The following is a 15,013-nucleotide window of genomic DNA, read 5'->3' as shown; positions in this document are numbered from 1 at the left end:
AAGAGAGGGCGATGGCACGGCGCAGCGGACGGCGACCCGGCAATCCGGCGACCCGGGACGCGATCCTGGCGGCGGCCCGCACCGCCTTCGCGGAGCGGGGCTTCGACGCCGCCACCATTCGGGCCGTCGCCGCCGCCGCCGAGGTCGACCCGGCGCTGGTGCACCACTACTTCGGCAGCAAGGAGCAGTTGTTCCTGGCCGCCGTGCAGGCGCCGGTCGACCCTCGGGAACTGCTGCCGGCGGTGCTCGCGGGCGACCGCGACGGGATCGGGGAGCGGCTGGTCCGCACGTTCGTCGCGGTGTGGGACTCACCGGCCGGGGTCGCCGGGGTGGCCCTGCTGCGGTCGGCGGTCGGCAACGAGTGGACCGCCCGGCTGGTCCGGGAGTTCCTGACCACCCAGGTGTTGCGCCGGATCCTCGATCACCTCGACGTCGACCCGGCCCAGCTTCCGTTGCGCGGCGGGCTGGTGGCGACCCAGTTGATCGGGCTGGCCGTCATGCGGCACGTGGTCCGGCTGGAGCCGATCGCCTCCGCCGAGCCGGAGACCCTGGTCGCCACCGTCGGGCCGACCGTGCAGCGCTACCTCACCGGCGAGCTGGTCGACTGAGGCGCGCTCAGGCGCCGGACGCCGGGTGCAGCATCTCGTCGAACATCCGGGGCAGCTCGTCGTGTCCGGCCACCGGGCGCGCGAAGGCGAGCCGGGTCCGGTGCCGGGCACCCGCGTGCCCGAACGAGACCAGCATCCCGTACCTGTCGATCCGCTCCAGCCGAGGCGTCACGTCGACGCCGGTCAGCCCCAGCCGTCGGCGCAGGTAGGCGGTCAGCCGGTCGGCGTACCGATCGGCCAGGTCGGCCAGCAGCACCGCCTCGACCGGGTGCAGCGGGTCCGGCTCCGCCTCGGCGTACGCCGCCGGGTCGACCCGGCGCAGCGTGCCGGCGCGGTCCCACTGGGCCTGCTCCACCTCGAAGCGGCACAGCCGGAACCGGGTGCCGACGTCGAGCAGGTCCCCGGTGGGATCCACCTCGGCGAAGTCCAGCGCGGCGGCGCGTTCCTCGGGGCCGCCCAACTGGCGTACCCAGCCGGAGACCAGCGCGCGGCCCAACGACGGTGCGCCCGCGGTGGGCGGCAGGTCCAGTACGTCCAGCGCCACAGCGAGCGGGCGGTCCGGACCGGTGGTACGCAGGGCGGCGGTGAGGTCACTGACCACCGGCACCAGCAGCAGCACCCGGCCGTCGCAGTCGGTGACGTGACGGGCGTGGTGCAGACCGGGTCGGCAGGCCACGTGGACGAGACCGGCCAACCGGCCCGCGACGAGGGTACGGACGATCTCGGCAGGGCTCGGCCGCATGGCACGACCTCCTTCTAAGGTTAGGCTTACCTAACCCGAAGACTAGGGCATCGCGCCGATCACGTCCACCGGATCCAGGCACCGGCCTCGCCGCGACACGTCCGCGCCGATCACCGCGTCTGCTCCAGCCAGGAGGCATAGAGCAGGCCGTAGACCGAGTCCGGGTCCCGGATCAGCTCCTCGTGCGGCCCGCGCTGCACGATCCGACCCCGGTCCACCACGATCACCTCGTCGGCGCCCTGCGCGGTGGAGAGCCGGTGCGCGATCGCCAGTGTGGTCCGCCCCCGGGTCACCGCGTCCAGGGTCCGTTGCAGGCGTACCTCGGTGGCCGGGTCGACCGCGCTGGTCGCCTCGTCGAGCACCAGCAGATCCGGGTCGGCCACGTACGCCCGGGCCAGCGCCACCAACTGCCGCTCCCCCACGCTCAACGCCTCGCCGCGCTCACCCACCCCGGTGGCCAACCCGGCCGGTAGCCCGTCCAGCCAGTCGGCCAGCCCCAGGTCGCTGAAGGCCGTAGCGAGCTGCTCGTCGGTCAACTCGGGACGACCGAACCGCACGTTGTCCGCCACCGACGCGTCGAACAGGAAGCCGTCCTGCGGCACCATCACCACCCGGGACCGCAACGAGTCGAAGCGGACGTCGGTCAACGGCACCCCGGACAGCAGCACCGCACCCGCGGTCGGGTCCATCAACCGGGTCAGCAGCTTGGCGAAGGTGGTCTTGCCGCTGCCCGTCTCGCCCACCACCGCGACCCGGCTCTTCGCCGGGATCTCCAGGCTGACGTCGTGCAACACGGTCGGCCCGTCCGGGTAGGCGAAACGCACCTGCGCGAAGCGGATGTCCAGCGGCCCGCCGGGCAGCTCCCGCCCCTGCGGACCCGGGTCGGCCACGTCCGGCGAGACGTCCAGCACGTCCAGCACCCGCCGCCACCCGGCGATCGCGTTCTGCGCCTCGTTGAGCACCTCCGTGGCGATCTGCACCGGCTGGATGAAGAGCGTCACCAGGAACAGGAAGGCGGTGATCGCACCGATGCTCAACGTCTGGTCGGCGCCGAGGAGCACGCCGAGCACCACCACACCGGCCAGCGCCACCCCGGCCGCCAGCTCCCCCACCGAACTGCCGAGGATGCTGATCCGAATGGCCTTGCGCTGCGCCTGCTGCTGGCTGTCGATCGCTTCGTCCAGCCGCCGCGACGTCCGGCCGGCAATGCCGTACGCGCGGATCACCGGCGCGCCGACCACGCTCTCGCCGACCGCCGCCAGCAACGTGCCGGTCCGCTGCCGCACCACCCCGTACGCGGCGGCGAGCCGACGCTGGAGCAGCCGGATCACCAGGACCGCCGGCACGAACGCGGCGAAGACCACAAGCGTCAGTTGCCAGGAGTACGCCAGCATCACCGCCGTGGTCACCGCCAACTGCCCCAGGTTCACCAGCAGGATCACGCCGCCCCACTGGAGGAACTGGGTGATCTGGTCGACGTCGCTGGTGACCCGGGAGACCAGCGAGCCCCGCCGCTCGGACTGCTGGTGCAGCATCGACAGGTCGTGCACGTGCCGGAACGCCCGCACCCGGACCCCGGCCAACGCCGTCTCGCTGACCGTGAACAGCCGCCGCATCATCAGATAGCCGCAGGCGGTGGTCACCACCAGCACGGCGGCGGTGACCGCCACGACGACGAACAACGCGTTCAGGTCGAGCCCACCGGCGATGCCCCGGTCGATGCCCTGCTGCACCGCCACCGGCACGGCCACCCGGCCGACCATGTAGACCAGCGCCAGGCCGAGGGTGCCGGCCAGGCCGACCCGCAACTCCGGCGACAGCGCCAACCCGCGCCGCAGTGTCCGCCAGGTCGACTCCGCCGGCTCCGGCACCTCCGTCGTCACACTCGCGCTCACCGGTGCCATCCTTCGTTCACGACTGCGGGACTCCGCTGCGCTGCGTTCCTCGCGTTCAGCCGGACCGACTCTCCGTTCACGACTGCGGTACTCCGCTGCGCTGCGTTCCTCGCGTTCACCGGTCCACCTCCAGGCCGGAGGCCAGCGGGGTGACCTCGTCGTACGTCGGTTGCCGCTCGTGGTCGACCTCGGCCTGCTCGTACGCGGTGACCAGGTTGGCGTAGCCGGGCACGGTGGCCAGCAGCGTGGTGTGGGGGCCCCGCGCGATCACCCGGCCCTGCTCCAGGTAGATGACCTCGTCGGCGAGGGCGATGGTGGCCCGGCGGTAGGCCACCACCAGGATCGACGCTCCCGGGCCGCCCGCCTCGGACGAGCGCAGCCCGGCCAGGATGGCGGCCTCCACGCGCGGGTCGACCGCGCTGGTGGCGTCGTCGAGCACCAGCAGGCGGGGACGCCCGGCCAGCGCCCGGGCCAGGGTGAGCCGCTGCCGCTGACCGCCGGAGAGCGATGTGCCCCGCTCGCCGACCCTGGTGTCCAGCCCGTCGGGCAGCGCGGCGACGAACCCGTCGGCCTCGGCCAGCCGCAATGCGGCCCACACGGCCTCGTCGTCGATGCCCGCCCGGTCCAGCGAGACGTTGGCCCGGACGGTGTCGTCGAAGACGAACGGCACCTGCGCCACCAACGCCACGGTGCCGGCGAGTGAGTCGGCGGCCAGTTCGCGCACGTCCACGCCGTCGAGGCGTACGGTCCCGGCGCGGGGGTCGACCAACCGCACCGCCAGCGACGCCACGGTGGACTTGCCGGAGCCGGTCGGCCCGACCAGGGCGACGGTCTTGCCGGCCGGCACGGTGAAGGTGACCTCGCCGAGCACCTCGGCACCGGGCAGGTGTGCCTCGGCCGGCTCGTAGGCGAAGGCGACGTCGGTGAAGGAGAGCGTGGCGGGCGCCTCGGCGTCCGGGTCCAGCCGAGTGCTGCCGTACGGCATCTCGCCGGTGGCGTCGAGCACCCGGCGGACCCGGTCCCACCCGGCGACGCTGCGCGGAAGTTCGGCCAGGACCCAGCCGATGGCCCGCACCGGGAAGGCCAGCACGGTGAAGAGGAACGCGACGCTGACCAGCTCGGCGACCGAGATGGCGCCCTGCTGCAACCGGTACGCGCCGACCACCAGCACGGCGAGCGTGCCGAGGCTGGGCAGGGTCTCCAGCATCGGGTCGAAGATGCCGCGCAGCCGCCCGACCGAGATCAGGGCGTCGCGCAACTGACCGGCGCGGGCCGCGAACCGGTCGGTCTCCTGGGCCTCCCGACCCATCGTCTTGACCACCAGCGCGCCGTCGAAACTCTCGTGCGCGATGCCACTGACCTCGGCACGCAGCCGCTGCGCGCGGGCCTGACGCGGGGCCATCCGGCGGGAGTAGGCCACGTTGAGCGCGAACAGCGCCGGGAACACGGCCAGTCCGACCAGGGCCAGGGCCCAGTCGGTGACGAAGAGCGATCCGACCGCGCCGACCAGCATCACTAGCGTGCCGACCGCGAACGGCAGCGGCGCGATCGGATGCCAGGCGGCCTCCACGTCCGAGTTGGCGTTGGACAGCAGGGTGCCGGTGGCGTTGCGGTGGTGCCAGGACAGCGGCAGTTCCAGGTAGCGGCGGGTGACCCGGCGGCGGTAGTCGGCCTGGAGGCGGTACTGCATGTATCCCGCGCCGAGCCGCCGGCCGAAGATGCCGACCACCCGCAGCACGCTGATCCCGAGCAGCGCGGCGGCGGCCAGGGCCAGGACGCCCACGCCGACCGACCCGCGTTCGATGGCCGGGACCACCACGTCGCCCACCACCGCGCCGACCACGAACGCGCTGCCCACCACCATCACGCCGAACAGCACACTGCCGCTGACCGCGACCGCGAAGATCCTCGGTTGTTCTCGGATGGCCCGCCCCAGGACGGCCAGCCCGCGACCGAGCACCTCCCGACTAGTCCCGCTCGCCACGTATCTCCCCCGCCGTAAGCCGCCACAATCCTCCCTCATCCTTACCGCAGCGCGCCCATCCCGCCGACCCGCGGCGATATGTCCGACGTCACCTCGCACCCCGGCACGAACCCGGCGGAACGTGGTCGGTCCGCCTACGATCACGTCATGCCGCGCTACGCCCGGTCGGAGCGCGAGGCGCTCACCGACCTGATGTCGACCCTGGGTCCGGACGCCCCGACGCTCAACGAGGGCTGGACCACCCGTGACCTGGCCGCGCACCTGGTGGTGCGGGAACGGCGGCCGGACGCCGCCGCCGGCATCCTGATCGGGCCGCTGGGCGACTACGCCGAGCGGGTCCGGCGCGAGATCGCCGCGCAGGACTGGGCAGACCTGCTCGCCCAGGTACGGCAGCCGCCGGTGTGGAGCCCGGTGAGCAATCCGCTCACCGACGAGCTGGCCAACACGATGGAGTTCTTCATCCACCACGAGGACGTCCGCCGGGCCCAGCCCGAGTGGCAGCCCCGCGCGTTGCCGACCGGCCTGGAGCAGGCGTTGTGGCGGCGGGCCTCCACCCTGGCCCGGATGGCCCTGCGCCGGTTCCCGGCCCGGGTGGCCGTCCGGGCGCCCGGGCACGGCGAGGTGACCGCCGGTCGGGGTGGCGAGGCGCTGGGTCTGATCGGCGCGCCGGGCGAGCTGGTGCTGTTCCTGAGCGGCCGGCAGCGGGCGGCGCGGGTGCAGGTCGAGGGCGGTGCCGAGGCGACGGAACGACTCCGCGGCGCCAACCTGGGCTTCTAACCGTCTGTGCGGAACCGGTCACGACAATATCCGAAACGTTATTTGTCCGATCTCCCGGCCCTCCGCGCTACTCCCGTACGCTGGCCGCGCCGCCTCGTGGGGAAGCGGCGCGACAGGGAGCCCGATGCGAAGCTTTGCGGTCTCGGCCCTGCGGGAGCCCCCGTTCTCCGGCGCCCGGCATCACGACACCGAGCAGGTTGCCCGGGAGAGCACGGACTGGGCGCAGCACCTGGGTCTGATCAGTAACGGGCAACGACTACGCCGGGCGGATGCGGCTGGGCTGGCCGGACGGGCCTGCCCGGAGGCGTCGCTGGACGGCCTGCGCCTACTGGCCGACCTGATCTCCTGGCTGTTCGTGATGGACGACGCCTGCGACGAGGACGGCCTGGGCAGCGACCCGACCCGACTCGCGCCGACCGTGGCCGCACTGCTCGACGTGCTGGACCGCCAGGGCACGCCGACGGAGTCAGCGGTCGGCACGGCCGGACCCCTGGGGCTCGCGCTGGCCGACCTGTGCCGGCGCGTACGGGCCCGCCGGCGCCCGGCAGTGCTGCTGCACTTCACCTCGGCGATGCGGGGCTACCTGCTCGCGCTGCTGTGGGAGGCGGCCAACCGCGAGCACGGCCGGGTGCCGCCGGTCGACGAGTACGTCCAGATGCGCCGGCACACCGGCGGCGTCTATCCCAGCCTCACGCTCACCGACCTGGCCCTGGACGGTTTCCCCGCGGTCGACCACCGGGCCGATCCCGACTGGGCCGAGTTGGACCTGCTCGCCGCCGACCTGGTCTGCTGGTGCAACGACGTCTTCTCCTACGGCAAGGAGCACCGGGACGGCCCGGACGCACACAACCTGGTCACCGTGCTGGCCGGGGAGACCGGCGACGAGTCGACGGCGCTGCGGGCCGCCGCGGAGCGGTTCAACGACGGGCTGAGCGCGTACCTGGCCGCCGAGCACGAGTTGCTGGCCAGTCACGGCGACGCGGTCCGGCCGGCCTTGGCGGCTCGCCGCAACTGGATCCGGGCCACCTACGACTGGTCCCGAGCCGCTGAGCGGTACGCGTAGCACAACGTCATCGGCCGGTACGGGGGCGGCGGATGATCGTCAGGGCTAGCCGATGCCCCGGCGCAGGCAATACTCTTCGGTAACGAACACCGACGTGACGACCGTCACGCCTCCACCCCCGAAGGCGGCTACAGCGATGGCTCTCGATGTACCGTACCGTTCCATTCCTGACATGTTCCTCAAGCGTGTGGCGGCCACCCCCGACCGCCACGCTTTCGCCCACCCCGGTCCGGACAACACGCCGGTCTGGCTGACCTGGGCGCAGGTCGCCACGCGGGCGAAGGCGGTCGCCGCCGGTCTGCACGGCCTGGGCGTCGGCCAGGAGGACCCGGTGGCGATCCTGGCGAACACCCGGCTCGACTGGGTGATCGCCGACTTCGGCGTCATGTGCGCCAGCGGCGCGACGACCACGGTCTACCCGACGACCGAACCGCAGGACGCCACCTACATCCTCGCCGACTCCGCCTCCAGGGTGCTGTTCGCCGAGGACCCGTCCCAGGCGGCCAAGATCGCCGGCGCGGACCTGCCCGCGCTGACCCACGTGGTCCTCTTCGACGGCGAGCCCGACCCGGCGGCGGCGGTGCCCCAACTGACCCTCGCCCAACTGGAGGAGCAGGGCGCGCGGCGGCTCGCCGAGGACCCGGAGTTGGTCGACCGCATCGTGGCCGGCATCGGCCCCGAGCACCTGGCCACCCTGATCTACACCTCCGGCACCACCGGGCGCCCCAAGGGCGTCGAGCTGCTGCACGGCGGCTGGTGCTGGGAGGGTGTGGCGCAGGAGGCGGTGGGCCTGCTGCGCGAGGACGACCTCCAGTACCTCTGGTTGCCGCTGTCGCACTCGTTCGGCAAGACGCTGCTCTGCGGCACCACCCACGTCGGCATGCCGACGTACGTGGACGGGCGGGTCGACAAGCTCGTCGAGCTGCTCTCGGTGGTCCGTCCGACGCTGATGTGCGGCGCGCCCCGGGTCTTCGAGAAGGTCTACAACAAGTCGGTGACCACCGCGCAGGGCGCTGGCGGCGCGAAGGCGAAGATCTTCGCCTGGGCGGTCGGCGTCGGCAAGGAGAAGGTCGCCCTCGACCAGGCCGGCAAGCCGGTGCCGGGCGGCCTGAAGCTCAAGTACGCGGTGGCCGAGAAGCTGGTCTTCAGCAAGCTCCAGGCCCGCCTCGGCGGGCGGATCCGGGTGCTGGTGTCCGGTGCCGCACCGCTCAGCCCGGAGATCGCGACCTTCTTCGCCGCGGCGAACCTGCCGATCTCCGAGGGCTACGGGCTGACCGAGAGCAGCGCCGGCAACTTCGTCAATCCGCCCGGCGAACTGCGGATCGGCACGGTCGGTAAGGCCATGGGCGATCTGGAGTGCCGCATTGACAGCGACGGCGAGATCCTGATCAAGGGTCGGCCGGTCATGCGCGGCTACCACAACCTGCCGGAGGAGACGGCCGCCGTCTTCACCGAGGACGGCTTCTTCCGGACCGGCGACATCGGCAGCCTCGACGCCGACGGCTACCTGCGCATCACCGACCGGAAGAAGGACCTGGTCAAGACGTCCGGCGGCAAGTACATCGCGCCGTCGCACATCGAGGGCATGTTCAAGGCCACCTGCCCGTACACCTCGCAGGCGGTGGTGATCGCGCAGGCCCGCAACTTCTGCACCCTGCTGGTCACTCTGGACCCGGACGCCATCGCCGGCTGGGCCACGGGCACCCCGCTGGAGGGTCGCCCGTACGCCGAGATCGTCTCCTCGCCGGAGGCGCAGGCCATGGTCGAGGGGTACGTGGCCGAGCTCAACGCCAAGCTGAACCGCTGGGAGACCATCAAGAAGGTCACCATCCTGCCGCGCGACCTGACCATCGAGGACGGCGAGATCACCCCGTCGCTCAAGATCAAGCGGCGTGGGGTGGAGAGCAACTTCTCCGCCGAGATCGACAAGATGTACGCGGGCACGGTCGCCGAGATCTGACCGTCGTCGGCCCCGCGCCCATCCGTGGGTGCGGGGCCGACGCGTACCCGCTCACAGGTGGCGTCCCCGCCAGGTCGTCTGCTCGGCCTCGGTGGCGAGGAGGCAGCCCGCGCTCCGGCGGGCCACGCTCAGGCGATGACGCTCGGCTCCCGCCACCGGGGCAGCCCGGTGCGATCCAGGTCGTAACGGACCGCGGCGATCCGGCCCACCGCCTCGACCAGGTCCGCGGCGGGCAGGGTGAAGGGCAGCCGCAGGAAGCGTTCCAGCGTGCCGTCCAGGCCGAACCGGGGTCCCGGCGCCAGGCGTACGCCGACCTCCTCGGTCGCCCGGGCCAGCGCGCTGGAGATCGGGCCGTCCAGTTCGGCCCAGAGCGTCACGCCGCCGCGCGGCACGGTGACCCGCCACTCCGGCAGCCGATCGGCCAGCGCGTCGAGCAGCGCGTCCCGTTGCGCCGCCAGTTGCGTACGCCGGGCGGCGACGATGCCCGGCGCGGCGGCCAGCAGGTGCACGGCGACGAGTTGGTCCAGCACCGGACTGGACATGTCGACGCCGACCCGGGCCGCGGCCAGCCGCTGCACCTGCGGCGCGGAGGCCCTGATCCAACCGATCCGCAGGCCGCCCCAGAAGGGCTTGCTCATGCCGCCGATGCTGACCACCCGGGAGTGCCGGTCGAAACTCGCGGTCGGCGGCGGCAGTGTGGTGCCGTCCAGCGGCAGGTCCACGAAGGACTCGTCGATCACCAGGTCGGTGCCGACGGCATGCGCGGTGGTCACCAGCCGCTCGCGCAGCTCCGCCGCCATCAAATGCCCGGTCGGGTTCTGGAAGTCCGGGATCAGGTAGGCCACCCGGGGGCGTACCTGTCGGAGCGAGCCGAGCATCAGGTCGGCGTCCCAGCCGGTGGCGTCGGCGGCCAGGCCGTGGGTGGTGATGCGGGCCCGTCGGGCGGCCAGCGCGGCCAGCGCGTTGGGGTAGCTCGGTGACTCGACCAGCACCCCGCCGCCCGGCGCCAGGGCCAGCCGGAGCACCAGGTCCAGGGCGTGCTGGGTGCCGTTGGTGACCATGATCTGGTCGGGTGAGGTGGGCAGTCCCCGGTCGGTGTAGCCCTGGGCCACCGCCTCCCGCAGCTCGATGATGCCGGTCGGGTGGTAGCCGGCCCCGCCGAGGTAGCGGGGCAGGTCCTCGGTCGCGGCCTGGGCCGCCGGCAGCAGCTCCGGTGGGGCGGCCAGCGCCGCCACCCCCAGGTCGATCATGTCCCGGTCGTCGAGCGGGATCCAGAGCCCGTTGGGCGCCACCCGGTGCGTACCGGGCAGCCGGGTCCAGCTCCCCGCACCCCGGCGGCTGGACAGGTGCCCGCTGTCGCGCAGTTCACGGTACGCGGCGGTGACGGTGGTCCGGCTGATCCGCAGCGCCTCGGCCAGGTCCCGTTCCGCCGGCAGGCGTACGCCCAGCGGCAGGCGTCCGTCGGCGAGCAGGCCGCGTACCGCGCCGGCCAGCGCGGCGTAGTCGGGACTGCGCCGTCGCCCGGGCAGGGCATGCCACTGGCCGAGCAGTCGGGCCAATTGCGCTCCACGCACCTGACTCGCCATGGCCACTCCCCGAAAATTGGCTCTATGCGTGCCCAGATTGGCCCCTAGAGTGGCACGCGTGACCCTGATTGGCAACCTCCGCCACCGGCCGGTACGGCGACTGACCCAACTCCACGTCGGCCTCGTCCTCTACGGCTTCAGCATGGCGCTGATGATCCGTTCCGAGCTGGGCCTGAACCCCTGGGACGTGTTCCACCAGGGGCTCTCCCGACTGACCGGGCTGACCATGGGCACCACGGTCATCCTGGTGGGCGCCCTGGTGCTGTTGGCCTGGATCCCGCTGCGGCAACGTCCCGGCATCGGCACCGTGGCCAACGTGGTGGTGATCGGCCTGGCCGTCGACGCGACGCTGGCCCTGCTGCCCACCGGCGGGCCGCTGCCGGTGCGGATCGCGCTGCTGGTGGCCGGCATCGTCGGCAACGGCATCGCCACCGCCCTCTACCTCGGCGCCCGACTCGGGCCGGGGCCCCGCGACGGGCTGATGACCGGCCTCGTCGCCCGCCGGCCCGGCTGGTCGCTGCGCCTGGTCCGCACCGCCATCGAGATCGGCGTGCTGGCTGTCGGCTGGCTGCTCGGCGGGACGGTCGGCCTCGGCACCGTCGCGTACGCGCTGACCATCGGCCCGCTCGCCCAGTTCTTCCTGCCGGTCTTCGACACCCCCGAGCCGGGACCCGCACCGGTCGAGACCGCACCCGCCACCTGACGGCGTCACCGCGCCACCCCACGGAGCGGCGGCACCGCCGACCGGCACGCGACATTGACCCTCAGCGATGACACCGTGACGCAGAGTCGCAGTGGGTCGGGTGGTGTTTCCTTCCCGCCGCACTGACGGCAGAATCTCCACATGGGGGAGAACGCCTGGCGTCGGACCGATGCGTGGATCTTCGTCTCGCTGGTGATCGCCAGCGGCGCGGGGAGGCACCGGCGTTCCCCGACAACACGCAGGCCCGAGGGCGTACGCCTGGCCGACGTGATCTCCACGGCCGACCACCTCGACCGGACCCTCCCCGAACGACACGACATCGAGGGCGCGATCCGCCGACTACTCGGCGCCGGCCTGGTGGACGTCGCCGACGGCTGGTTCCGGATCACCGCCGACGGGGAGCGGCTCTGGCGTACCCGACCCAGCGCCGGGCTGGCCACCACCGTCGACACCGTGCAGGGCGTGCTCAGCCGACGGCACCCGCCCGGCAACGCGGACTGGCACCTCGACGAGGCCGAGCACACCGCCGCCGTCCAGGAATACCTGGTCCGTTCCGTGCCGATGCCCCGCCGCTCGCCCGAGGGCCATTCCGGCCGGGGCTGAGCGTCCGGACAGCGTCCGAGGCTGAAAGCCCGGACGGCAATCGGGGCTGGCCGCCCGGGTCAGCGGACGGGGTGACCCGCGCCGCGCAACGCGTCCTTGACCTCGGTGACCGTCAGCTCCCCGAAGTGGAAGACGCTCGCCGCGAGGACCGCGTCGGCACCCGCGCCGATCGCCGGGGGGAAGTGCGCCACCTCGCCCGCGCCACCGCTGGCCACCACCGGCACGTCGACCACCCGGCGTACCGCGGCGATGAGTTCGAGGTCGAACCCGGCCTTGGTGCCGTCGGCGTCCATCGAGTTCAGCAGGATCTCCCCGGCACCCAGCTCCGCGCCGCGTGCGGCCCACCACACCGCGTCCAGCCCGGTCCCCCGCCGGCCGCCGTGCGTGGTGACCTCGAAACCGCTGTCGGTGGTGCCGGCCGGTGCCCGCCGCACGTCCAGCGAGAGCACCAGCACCTGACGGCCGAACCGGTCCGCGATCTCGGCGATCAGCTCCGGCCGGGCGATGGCCGCGGTGTTCACCCCGACCTTGTCGGCACCGGCGCGCAGCAGCGTGTCCACGTCCGCCACCGCACGCACACCACCGCCCACGGTCAGCGGGATGAAAACCGACTCAGCGGTACGCCGCACCACGTCGAGCATGGTGCCCCGGTCGCTGGAGGAGGCGGTCACGTCCAGGAAGGTCAGCTCGTCCGCGCCCGCCCGGTCGTACGCCGCCGCCAGCTCGACCGGGTCACCGGCGTCCCGCAGGTCGAGGAAGTTGACCCCCTTGACCACCCGACCGGCGTCCACGTCGAGACAGGGGATCACGCGCACCGCCACCGTCATGCCGGAAGCCTATCGCTCGGTGCCGGTGCGCTGACCGGCCGTACCCGGGCCCCCGGCCGGCTGGAGTGTTAGCAGGGGACCCTTCCTCTACCGCAGGCGTATCTAGAGCGACCGGCAATAGGACTGGCGGGGCTGCGGCGGGCCCTGGCACGTCGGCTGGCGGCGTTGTCGTCGTCGGCCATGCAACACCAGCATGGCCTCCTCCTCCGCCTTGCCATCCTCGGCCAGGACCCGCCTCGCCTCCACCGCCCTACTGCCGGTCGCTCTACGGTGCCCTTCCTTACCGCTCGGCGAGGGTTTCCAGGGCCTGGGCGACGGTGAACGCGCCCGCGTAGAGCGCCTTGCCGGCGATCACGCCCTCCACCCCGATCGGCTCCAGCGTCGCCAGCGCCCGTAGGTCGTCCAGGGTCGAGACGCCCCCGGAGGCGATCACCGGGGCGTCGGTGCGGCCGCACACCGCCCGCAGCAGGTCCAGGTTCGGCCCGCGCATGGTGCCGTCCTTGGTGATGTCGGTGACCACGTACCGGGAGGCGCCGGCCTTGTCCAGCCGCTCCAGCACCTCGTACAGGTCACCGCCGTCGCGGGTCCACCCGCGCGCCGCCAGGGTCCGACCCCGCACGTCCAGCCCGATCGCGACCCGGTCGCCGTACTCGCCGCAGATCCGGTCGCACCACTCCGGGTCCTCCAGCGCCGCGGTGCCGATGTTCACCCGCTCGGCGCCGGTGGCCAGGGCGGCCCGCAGGGACGCGTCGTCCCGGATGCCGCCGGACAGTTCGACCCGTACGTCGAGCCGACGCACCACCTCGGCGAGCAGCGCCGCGTTGGAGCCCCGGCCGAACGCCGCGTCGAGGTCGACCAGGTGGATCCACTCGGCGCCGTCCTGCTGCCAGGCCAACGCGGCCTCCAGCGGATCGCCGTAGGTGGTCTCGCTACCCGCGGCGCCCTGCACGAGTCGGACGGCCTCGCCGTCGGCGACGTCCACGGCGGGCAACAGGGTGAGGCTCACGAATCTTGGTCCTCTCAGATCAGGAACGGCGGTTCAGGGCGATCACCACGATCACCGGCAGAACGAGCAACAACAACACGATCAACAACAGCCGCAGCCCCAGGTCGGGGACGAGCAGCCAGATCAGGACCACCGCCGCCAGGGTCAGCGCCACGATCGCGGCACGTTCACCCCGGGAGTACCGGAGCAACCGACCGGTCCGGCCCCGGCGGACGGTGGGCACGAACCGGCGGACCAGCGCACGACGCCGGGCCCGGCGGGCCATCGCCCGTTCCCGGACCACCTGACGTCGGGCGGCCTCCGCCTCGCGGACCGCGCGACGGCGGGCCCGTTCCTTGCTCACCGGCGCCCCCGCGTACGCCCGGTCGTCCCCGGCCGCCGGGCCCTGCCCCGGTCAGCCACCGACGGGCACCGTGGCCAGCCAGTTGCGCAGCAGGGCGGCACCGGTGTCGGCGGACTTCTCCGGGTGGAACTGGGCGGCCGACAGCGCACCCCGTTCCACCGCCGCGACGAAGTCACGGTCGTGGTGGGCGGTGGTCACCTTGGCCCCGGCCTCGGTCAGCGCCGCCACGTCACCGGCCGCGTACGAGTGCACGAAGTAGAAGCGGCTGTCGGCGGGCAGGCCGGCGAAGAGCACCGAACCCACCGGCGCCTGCACGGTGTTCCAGCCCATGTGCGGCAACCGGGCGGCGGGGAGCCGGCTGACGCCACCCGGCAGCAGACCCAGCCCCTTGGTGACCACCCCGTGCTCGTCACCGGACTCGAAGAGGATCTGCATGCCCACGCAGATGCCCAGCACCGGCCGACCGGCGGCGACCCGCTCGGCGATCACCGGCCCCGCGCCGATCTCCTCGATGCCGGCCATGCACGCGGCGAAGGCACCCACCCCGGGCACCACCAGACCGTCGGACCCGGCGGCGGCGGCCAGGTCTCCGGTGACCACCACGTCGGCACCGGCGGCGGCCAGCGCCCGTTCCGCCGAGCGCAGGTTGCCCGACCCGTAGTCGAGCACCACGACCCGGCGCGGCGCACCCTCGTCAGCGACCGGACGAATGCTCACATCGGCCACTATCCCTCCCCCGGCAGCAGCCACAGCACACCGGCGACGCTGGCCAGCACGGCCAGCAGCCCGCACACCACCACCGCGCCCCGGGGCGCGCCCTGCCGGTGCAGCGAGAGCGTCCCGCCCACCAGCACCCCGGCGAAGATCAGCAACAGCGTCGGCAGCACCCCGCCCATCAGCGGCACCCCCGCCCGGT

General features: G+C 72.9%; 15 protein-coding genes. 6 read left to right on the top strand and 9 right to left on the bottom strand.

All coding sequences use genetic code 11. The features are described from left to right. Positions 1-11 precede the first annotated feature (11 nt). Complete coding sequence (locus ABT008_RS13840) at positions 12-608, top strand: TetR/AcrR family transcriptional regulator (RefSeq protein ID WP_350696415.1); 597 nt, start codon at positions 12-14, stop codon at positions 606-608. A gap of 7 nt (positions 609-615) precedes the next feature. Here the strand turns inward: ABT008_RS13840 and ABT008_RS13835 are convergent, their stop codons facing one another. The 3 genes from ABT008_RS13835 to ABT008_RS13825 form a co-directional block, all read right to left on the bottom strand. Next, a complete protein-coding gene (locus ABT008_RS13835) occupies positions 616-1,350 on the bottom strand; it encodes a DUF2470 domain-containing protein (protein WP_350696414.1) in 735 nt (244 codons plus the stop codon). Between the two features lie 110 nt (positions 1,351-1,460). After that, positions 1,461-3,245, bottom strand: a complete 1,785-nt coding sequence (locus ABT008_RS13830; protein ID WP_350696413.1) for an ABC transporter ATP-binding protein — start codon at positions 3,243-3,245, stop codon at positions 1,461-1,463. A 115-nt stretch (positions 3,246-3,360) separates the two neighbouring features. Further along, on the bottom strand, positions 3,361-5,229 hold the full coding sequence (locus tag ABT008_RS13825; RefSeq protein WP_350696411.1) for an ABC transporter ATP-binding protein: 1,869 nt from the start codon (positions 5,227-5,229) through the stop codon (positions 3,361-3,363). Between the two features lie 147 nt (positions 5,230-5,376). Between ABT008_RS13825 and ABT008_RS13820 the strand changes: the two genes are divergently transcribed. The 3 genes from ABT008_RS13820 (at position 5,377) to ABT008_RS13810 (ending at position 9,029) form a co-directional block, all read left to right on the top strand. Then, a complete protein-coding gene (locus ABT008_RS13820) occupies positions 5,377-6,006 on the top strand; it encodes a TIGR03085 family metal-binding protein (protein WP_350696409.1) in 630 nt (209 codons plus the stop codon). Positions 6,007-6,130: 124 nt separating this feature from the next. Next, entirely contained in the window at positions 6,131-7,069 is a 939-nt protein-coding gene (locus ABT008_RS13815; RefSeq protein WP_350696408.1) for a terpene synthase family protein, read from the top strand. A 136-nt stretch (positions 7,070-7,205) separates the two neighbouring features. Then, entirely contained in the window at positions 7,206-9,029 is a 1,824-nt protein-coding gene (locus ABT008_RS13810) for an AMP-dependent synthetase/ligase (protein ID WP_350696407.1), read from the top strand. A gap of 128 nt (positions 9,030-9,157) precedes the next feature. On the opposite strand, the gene yczR is transcribed toward ABT008_RS13810, so the two are convergent. Further along, positions 9,158-10,615 carry a MocR-like transcription factor YczR gene (gene yczR / locus ABT008_RS13805; protein ID WP_350696405.1) on the bottom strand — a complete coding sequence of 486 codons (1,458 nt, stop codon included), beginning with the start codon at positions 10,613-10,615 and terminating at the stop codon, positions 9,158-9,160. 58 nt (positions 10,616-10,673) lie between these two features. Here yczR and yczE point away from each other — a divergent pair, with 58 nt between their 5' ends. Both yczE and ABT008_RS13795 read left to right on the top strand, forming a co-directional pair. Then, positions 10,674-11,318 carry a membrane protein YczE gene (gene yczE, locus ABT008_RS13800; protein WP_350696404.1) on the top strand — a complete coding sequence of 215 codons (645 nt, stop codon included), beginning with the start codon at positions 10,674-10,676 and terminating at the stop codon, positions 11,316-11,318. Between the two features lie 141 nt (positions 11,319-11,459). Continuing rightward, a complete protein-coding gene (locus tag ABT008_RS13795; RefSeq protein ID WP_350696402.1) occupies positions 11,460-11,921 on the top strand; it encodes a hypothetical protein in 462 nt (153 codons plus the stop codon). Between the two features lie 59 nt (positions 11,922-11,980). Here ABT008_RS13795 and hisF read toward each other — a convergent pair whose 3' ends face one another. From hisF to ABT008_RS13770, 5 genes are all read right to left on the bottom strand, one after another. Next, positions 11,981-12,748, bottom strand: coding sequence for an imidazole glycerol phosphate synthase subunit HisF (hisF, locus tag ABT008_RS13790; protein WP_350696400.1), 768 nt, complete (start codon positions 12,746-12,748; stop codon positions 11,981-11,983). A gap of 280 nt (positions 12,749-13,028) precedes the next feature. After that, positions 13,029-13,754 (bottom strand): bifunctional 1-(5-phosphoribosyl)-5-((5-phosphoribosylamino)methylideneamino)imidazole-4-carboxamide isomerase/phosphoribosylanthranilate isomerase PriA, encoded by a 726-nt coding sequence (priA, locus tag ABT008_RS13785; RefSeq protein WP_350696399.1) that lies wholly within the window; start codon positions 13,752-13,754, stop codon positions 13,029-13,031. Between the two features lie 19 nt (positions 13,755-13,773). Beyond that, positions 13,774-14,097: a hypothetical protein gene (locus tag ABT008_RS13780; protein ID WP_131052746.1), complete on the bottom strand. Its 324-nt coding sequence runs from the start codon at positions 14,095-14,097 to the stop codon at positions 13,774-13,776. Positions 14,098-14,148: 51 nt separating this feature from the next. Next, entirely contained in the window at positions 14,149-14,808 is a 660-nt protein-coding gene (gene hisH / locus ABT008_RS13775; RefSeq protein WP_350696786.1) for an imidazole glycerol phosphate synthase subunit HisH, read from the bottom strand. A 14-nt stretch (positions 14,809-14,822) separates the two neighbouring features. After that, the gene (locus tag ABT008_RS13770) at positions 14,823-14,993 is read right to left on the bottom strand and encodes a CG2302 family histidine operon protein (RefSeq protein ID WP_350696398.1); all 171 of its coding nucleotides are present in this window, start codon (positions 14,991-14,993) and stop codon (positions 14,823-14,825) included. Positions 14,994-15,013 lie beyond the last annotated feature (20 nt).

Source organism: Micromonospora sp. NPDC002389 (genome assembly GCF_040296095.1).
Taxonomy (GTDB): domain Bacteria; phylum Actinomycetota; class Actinomycetes; order Mycobacteriales; family Micromonosporaceae; genus Micromonospora.
This window is presented reverse-complemented; position numbering and strand designations above follow the sequence as displayed.